The organism is Halomonas sp. BC04, assembly GCF_000568385.1.
Genome location: NZ_AZQX01000421.1, coordinates 1 through 6,290, shown reverse-complemented (window position 1 = coordinate 6,290; position 6,290 = coordinate 1). Strand labels below are relative to the sequence as shown.

Sequence of the window (6,290 nt, the reverse complement as noted above, 5' to 3'; positions counted from 1 at the left end):
AGGACGCCGAAGAAGTTGGTGCGAAGACCCGCTGCACAAGGTCGAGATCGAACTGCCGCACGTCCACGTATTCGCAGGTGCCGGCATTGAAGATCACCAGGTCCAGTCTGCCGAACAGGTCGTCGAGATGGATGCCCGCGGCGCGCACCGCTTCGCGATCGCTGACGTCCAGTGGCAGCAGCAGGGCATTGCTGCGGTCGCCGGCGAGTTCGGTCAGGTCGCCGAGGCTACGGGCGCTGATTGCCACGTGATGCCCTTCATCCAGCAGGCGAATGGCCAGGGCGCGCCCGATACCCGAGGTCGCTCCGGTCAGCCAGATCACTCGCTTTCCACTCAGTGCCACCATGCAACCTCCACGAGCGGCACCGCTGAGCGGCGCCGGTTTACTTGCCCAGGCGGCGCTTCAACACGCGAACCGTCGGGCCCAGAATCGGCAGGTGCTCGTAGAGCATGGCGCCGGCATCGAAGAAGTCGCGATGCCGGCATACCCGCCGCGGGTCGTCAGTCGAGAACGACAGCCTCGAACACCCCTCCACCAGGACTGGGCGCCCGCGAGCCAGCCGCGGATGCGACAGTCGCATCGTCCAGGTCACGCAGGCTTCGGTACCCTGCCGTAGGCGGTCGTGGAACTCGAACCGGCACTCCGTCACATTCTCGTACAGCCCCTGGAAGTACCTCTCCAGCGCTTCTCGCCCCTCTATGTGGTGCAGAGGGTCCGTGAAGACCACGTCGTCAGTATATACCTGGTATAGATTTTGTGTATAGGATTTGTCTAGTTTATTGAAGAAGGCGCAGAAGGCCTCCAGGGCAGTGGCCTGGCTCATGAGGGGCTCCCGTGGGTGGTGTCAGTCGGGTTTCAGTGCCTTGAAGGCGTCAATCGCTCTTAGCCTGGCGGCCTTGTGATCGACGATCGGGGGCGGATATCGGGTCTGGTGCCGCTGCTCCGCGGATGGCGCCAGCCTGCCCTTGGAGGGAAGAGCGGCCAGCTCCGGCACGAACTTGGCGATGAAGGCACCTTCCGGGTCGAAGCGGCTCGACTGGGTGGTGGGGTTGAAGACGCGGAAATAGGGTGCTGCGTCGGTGCCGGTGGAAGCCGCCCACTGCCAGCCGCCGTTGTTGGCGCAGAACTCCCCGTCGACCAGGTGCCGCAGGAAGAAGGCCTCACCGTGTCGCCAGTCGATCAAGAGGTGCTTGCTGAGAAACATGGCGGTGATCATGCGCAGGCGATTGTGCATCCAGCCGGTCTGCACCAGCTGGCGCATGGCAGCGTCGACGATGGGGTAGCCGGTCCGCCCCTCGCACCAGGCGCGAAAGCCGACGTCGTCATTGCGCCACGCCACGGCTTCGGTATGCCGCTGGAAGGGGCGATGCTGGCACACCCTCGGAAAGCCCGCCGCCACGTGCTGGTAGAACTCGCGCCACACCAGTTCGTTCACCCAGGTCACAAGGCCGACATCACCTTCAGCCAGGCGGCCATGATTCTCGCCGAGCACCGCCTGCAGGCACTGGCGATGGGAAATCATTCCCAGCGCCAGGTAGGGCGAGAGCTCGCTGGTGCCGTGTATGGCCGGAAAGTCACGCTGCTGCGCATAGTGGCGACCACGAAAGCGCAGGAAGCGCTCAAGCCTGTCGGCTGCCGGCTCCGTGCCGGCAGGCCAGTCGTCGGTCGAGACGGGGTCTTCCTCGTAGTGAGGAGAGGGCGGCAGCGGGTCGGAGTCGATGGCCGGTGGTGACTGGGGCCGAGGGGGCTCGCGAAGCGCCAGGCGATCGGCGCTGAGTTGCCGGTGCCAAGCCTTGGCGAAGGGGGTGAAGACGCGAAAATAGTCTCCTTTGCCCGTCAGCAGCTCCCCAGGGGCAAAGGCCGTGGCGTCGTGATGCGCCTCGGTGGCGAGCCCGGCCCGGGCGAAGGCGGTGGCGACGGCCCGGTCGCGACGTTGCTCGTCCAGGGGGTACTCGCCATTGAAATGCAGCCCTTTCGCCCCTGTCTCCCGGGCGATGGCGAGCAATGTCGCCGGGGCCTGGTCGTAGGTCTCGACATCCCGGTGCAGCAGCGGGATGTTCAGGCCGGCCAGTTCCTTGCGCAGTGCCGACACACCACGGCCCCAGAAGTCGAGCTTGTTGGCCCCATGGCCGTAGCCTTGCCACTGTGGCAGGCAGCGCAGGAACACCGCCACCACGGGGCCCTGGCGCACAGCCGCAGCCAGGGCCGTATTGTCATGGACTCGCAGATCGCTGCGAAACCACATCAGTACGCAGGTCATGCTGGCTCCCGGGTTGGTGCGATGGTCAGGCGCCCTTCAGCAACGAACGCAGCCTTGCCAACGCCAGTGGAAGGTCATCCCCCAGTAGCTCCACCTGGCTGTCGACCAGGTCGCTGCCGCGTATCCGTGCCACCGGCCCGCAGAGGCCCAGAGGAACATCGAGCTGCTCGGCCAGGCGGGGCAGCTGTCGGCGAATCAGGTCGGGGCGCTCGGCGCGACCGCTGACCAGCACCATGGCCGAGGCCTTCAGGCGCTCCACCGCCAGCGGCAGTTCGCCGAAGGGCAGGGTGCCGTCGAGCAACTGGATGCGATAGCCGGCATCGCTGCCGGCCAGCGCCGCCAGCAGCAGCCATAGCGGGCCGGGATCATCGGGAAGCGCGCTCATCAGTACACCGGACCCTTGGCGACCTGGTTGGCATGGTAAAGACGGATGCCGATCACCGTACGCAGGAAGGTTTCCAGGTTGACACGCTGCAGCCTGGCACCGAGCTGATCGTGCCAGCGCTCTTCCAGCTCGCGTATGGTGGGTTGCCAGAGCTCGTCCAGGCTGGTCGTCACCGGATAAAGTGCCAGGCTCTGGTTGAACAGCCGCTCCAGCTGCGTCGTGTCCATTGCCTCCACGGCGGCAACCAGCTGGCGACGCTGGCTGGGCCAGTCCCCCGAGGCTGGCTCGGGGACGGGGGCTGCCTCGGGCTGGTCGAGAAGCTCCTTGACCTGGCTGACCGGCACGCCGCGACTCAGCCACTGTAGAATCTGTTCGACACGGTCGATGTCTTCCCGTGCATAGAGGCGGTGACCCTTCGGGGTGCGCTGGGGGCAGATCAGCCCGTAACGCCGCTCCCAGGCGCGCAGGGTGACCGAATTGACACCGGTTATGCGCGACACTTCGCGGATCGGATAGAGCGGCGTGTCGGCCGGGTGGGTTGCCTTGTCGGTCATGCTCGCATCTGCCTCTCGCTGTTGTCATTGCCGTTCCAGGCCGCCATGAGGATGTCAGGTATCCGGGCGCGACTCTTCTGGATGGACAATATTGTACATCAATCGCGTGATGTACAACCGCTGCTGTTGCGACCAGTGGGAAGCGCCTCGCCGAACGGTCGGTGGGGTCGCCTCCAGCAAGGGTTCGCCGTCTCAGCCTTTGCCCGCCAGGGCATGGCCCAGGTGATGGCCGGAGAGCCAGGCATCCTCCACCCGTGGCCCACGCCAGCCGTCGCCGCATAGCGCAAGGCCGCTGGTTGAAAGCCGGTAATCTTGATTGACCGCATCGCCGCTGGCGAAGACATCGGGTTGAGCGTAGCGCCAGCGGTGTGCGCCGACCGCCGTGATTGCAGGCAGCTCGGCGGCATCCGGCAAGGTCTCGCGAAAGGCGGTCAGCAGCCGGTTGGCCACGTGGCTTTCATGCAGTTCCAGGTGCGCCTCGCTCCACTCCAGCCGGGCGAGCAGGGTCAGGCTTTCACCCTGCTGTTCACGGCCGGGCTTGTGGTCGTTGCGTGCGACAAAGCGCAGCGGACCCTCGGAAAACATCACGGCCTGCCAGTCCTGGGCGACGCCCGGCAGCGCTGGCAGTGGTTTCTCGAAGCAGGCCCAGGCTGCCCAGCAGGGGCGCTGTATGATCGCTTCGCACGCTTCGGCCAGCGGGGAGTCATGAGGTGCCACCAGTGCCTGGGCCTGGGGCGAGGGGGCCGAGATCACGACATGGTCGAAGGGGCCGTGGTGCCGCCTGGCCTGGTCCTGGAGCGACCACCGGCCCTTGTCCCTTGCCAGCGAGACGATACGACAGCAGGACTCCAGATCCAGCTCACGGGAGAGATGGCGCGTTACCGCGCTCATGCGTGGCTTGCCTGCGTAGCGTTCTCTGCCATCATGACGGTAGTGCCAGCTGCCCCCGGTGACCCGCCACAGTTTCCATGGCCAGGGTGCTACCAGGCCCGCCTTCAGCCAGACTTCGGTTTCTCGGCGAAAGGCATCGTCCTTGACGCTGAAGAATTGCGCGCCGATATCCACCGTGGCGGCGGCGAGGCTCCGGCTGGTCATGCGCCCCCCCGGACCGCGGGCCTTCTCGAACAGAGTGACCCGCCAACCGGCCTCGTGAAGGACTCGCGCACAGGCCAGGCCGGCGATGCCGGCGCCGATGATGGCGGCTGTGGGGCGTGTCGGTGGTGACATGAAGACCTCGCACAGGGGAGCGGTATTTACGTTAGACTAGCAGAAGCGTACAACGGCTGTATAACTTTATGTGCGCAGTCATGAATCCAGGGGAGGAGAGTGCTATGCGCGTGCTGATGACGGGTGGCAGTGGCTTTGTGGGGCAGCGCCTCTGCCAGCGCCTCAAGGAAGCAGGGCATCGCCTGCAGGTGGTCTCGCGAGACCCCAAGGATGCAAAGGGGCAGCTTCCCGCGGGCACCGATGTTCGCGGCTCCGTGCTGGATTTCGTTGACGCGCCACCGGACGCCATCGTCAACCTGGCCGGTGAGCCGATAGCGGCTCGTCGCTGGAGCGACAATCAGAAGAAGCGGCTGATCGACTCGCGCGTCAATATCACCCGTGACCTGGTGATCCTCTGCGAGCAACTCAAGCAGTCCGGAGGGCAGGCGCCGCGAGTGATGGTGTCGGGTTCGGCCATGGGGTACTACGGCGATCAGGGCGATCGCGAGGTCACCGAGGAGACACCACCCCACGATGAGTTCGCCCACCGTCTCTGCAAGCGCTGGGAGGACACCGCCCGGGAGGCGGCGGACTTCGGCACGCGGGTCGCCTTGCTGCGTACCGGGCTGGTGCTGGACCTTGGAGGAGGCAGCCTGCAGAAGATGCTGCCCCCCTTCAAGCTGGGGCTGGGAGGGCGGTTCGGCGACGGCAAGCAGTTCATGCCCTGGATCCATCGCGAGGATCTGGTACGCATCATCCTGTTCCTGCTGGAGCACGGCGACATGGAAGGGCCCTTCAACGGCAGCGCCCCCAAACCGGTCACCAACGCCGAATTTACCCGCACGCTGGCCAGCCAGCTCCATCGCCCCGCCGTGTTGCCGGTTCCCGCCATTGCCCTGGAAACCGCCTTCGGCGAGATGGCCCGGCTGCTGCTGACCGGTGCCGACATGCGCCCCCGGCGCCTGCTCGACGCCGGCTTCGAGTTCCTCTATCCCACCCTGGAGGAGGCGTTGGCGGAAATCCTGGGCAGGCGCTGAGCTTGCCCAGGGGTCAGCGGCTCTCCTGATCCACCGTGACGATCACTCGCACGGCATCGAGCCGCAGCCGGGCCCCGTCGATGGCTGTGTCCAGCGCGCTGCGTTCGCGGCGCATGGCGTCGAGCTCCTCCTCGCGCACCGCCGGGTTGAGCCGTGCCAGGGCTTCCAGGCGGGCGAGTTCGGTATCCAGTTCGCTGCGCATGCGGGTCTGGGCCGCTTCGATGATGCTCGGCAGCTCACGCTCGGCCTCTGACTCGCCCTGGGTGAGCAGGCCGCGCAGCTGATCGTGACGGCTGCGGATCAGGTCCCGTGCCATCGCCTTCTTGACCTTCTGCAGGTTCTTCGACAGCCCGGTAAAGGAGACCTTGTCGGTGAGCACGGCGCCGGACTCGTCGAGCAGCACCCGCACGGCGGTGGGCGGCAGGAAGCGGTTCACATGCAGCCGCTTCGGCGCCGGGCAGTGGGTGCGGAAGACCAGCTCCACCATCAGTCGCCCGGCGGGAATCGCCGGATGCTTGAGCAGCGACAGGGCGGTGTTGCCCATGGTGCCGTCGATGATCCGCCCCATCATCTCTCGCAGCAGCGGATGCTCCCAGGAGAGTCGCTGCACGTCGTCGCGGGCCAGGGCCCGTGACCGGGAGAGGGTCGCCGTAAAACCCTCTTCGCCCTTGGCCAGGCCCGGCAGGCCGTCGAGCATGTGCTGGCCCGGCTGCAAGTGCAGCAGGCCGTTGCCCAGCTCCTGGCTGTCGACGCCGAAGACATCCATCGCCTGATCCAGGTAGCGGGGCAGGGCGGCGTCGTCGTCCAGCTCGCGGATGGCGCTGGCCACCGCCTCGGCGCGTGCCGG

5 protein-coding genes and 2 pseudogenes are annotated in these 6,290 nt (G+C 66.3%); 1 reads left to right on the top strand and 6 read right to left on the bottom strand.

Annotated features, from left to right (window positions below):
- The 5 genes and pseudogenes from Q427_RS27900 to Q427_RS27880 form a co-directional block, all read right to left on the bottom strand.
- On the bottom strand, positions 1-346 hold a 346-nt coding region (locus tag Q427_RS27900), incomplete at its 3' end, for an SDR family oxidoreductase (protein WP_043518851.1).
- Positions 347-383: 37 nt separating this feature from the next.
- A complete protein-coding gene (locus tag Q427_RS27895) occupies positions 384-824 on the bottom strand; it encodes a nuclear transport factor 2 family protein (RefSeq protein ID WP_043518849.1) in 441 nt (146 codons plus the stop codon).
- A gap of 21 nt (positions 825-845) precedes the next feature.
- The gene (gene phrB / locus Q427_RS27890) at positions 846-2,261 is read right to left on the bottom strand and encodes a deoxyribodipyrimidine photo-lyase (protein ID WP_043518848.1); all 1,416 of its coding nucleotides are present in this window, start codon (positions 2,259-2,261) and stop codon (positions 846-848) included.
- Positions 2,262-2,286: 25 nt separating this feature from the next.
- A pseudogene (locus tag Q427_RS27885) lies at positions 2,287-3,200 on the bottom strand (MerR family transcriptional regulator).
- A 192-nt stretch (positions 3,201-3,392) separates the two neighbouring features.
- The gene (locus Q427_RS27880; RefSeq protein ID WP_043518847.1) at positions 3,393-4,427 is read right to left on the bottom strand and encodes an NAD(P)/FAD-dependent oxidoreductase; all 1,035 of its coding nucleotides are present in this window, start codon (positions 4,425-4,427) and stop codon (positions 3,393-3,395) included.
- 104 nt (positions 4,428-4,531) lie between these two features.
- Between Q427_RS27880 and Q427_RS27875 the strand changes: the two genes are divergently transcribed.
- Positions 4,532-5,443: a TIGR01777 family oxidoreductase gene (locus Q427_RS27875; protein ID WP_043518846.1), complete on the top strand. Its 912-nt coding sequence runs from the start codon at positions 4,532-4,534 to the stop codon at positions 5,441-5,443.
- A 13-nt stretch (positions 5,444-5,456) separates the two neighbouring features.
- Here the strand turns inward: Q427_RS27875 and Q427_RS27870 are convergent.
- A pseudogene (locus Q427_RS27870) lies at positions 5,457-6,290 on the bottom strand (RNA polymerase-associated protein RapA); the annotation flags it as partial.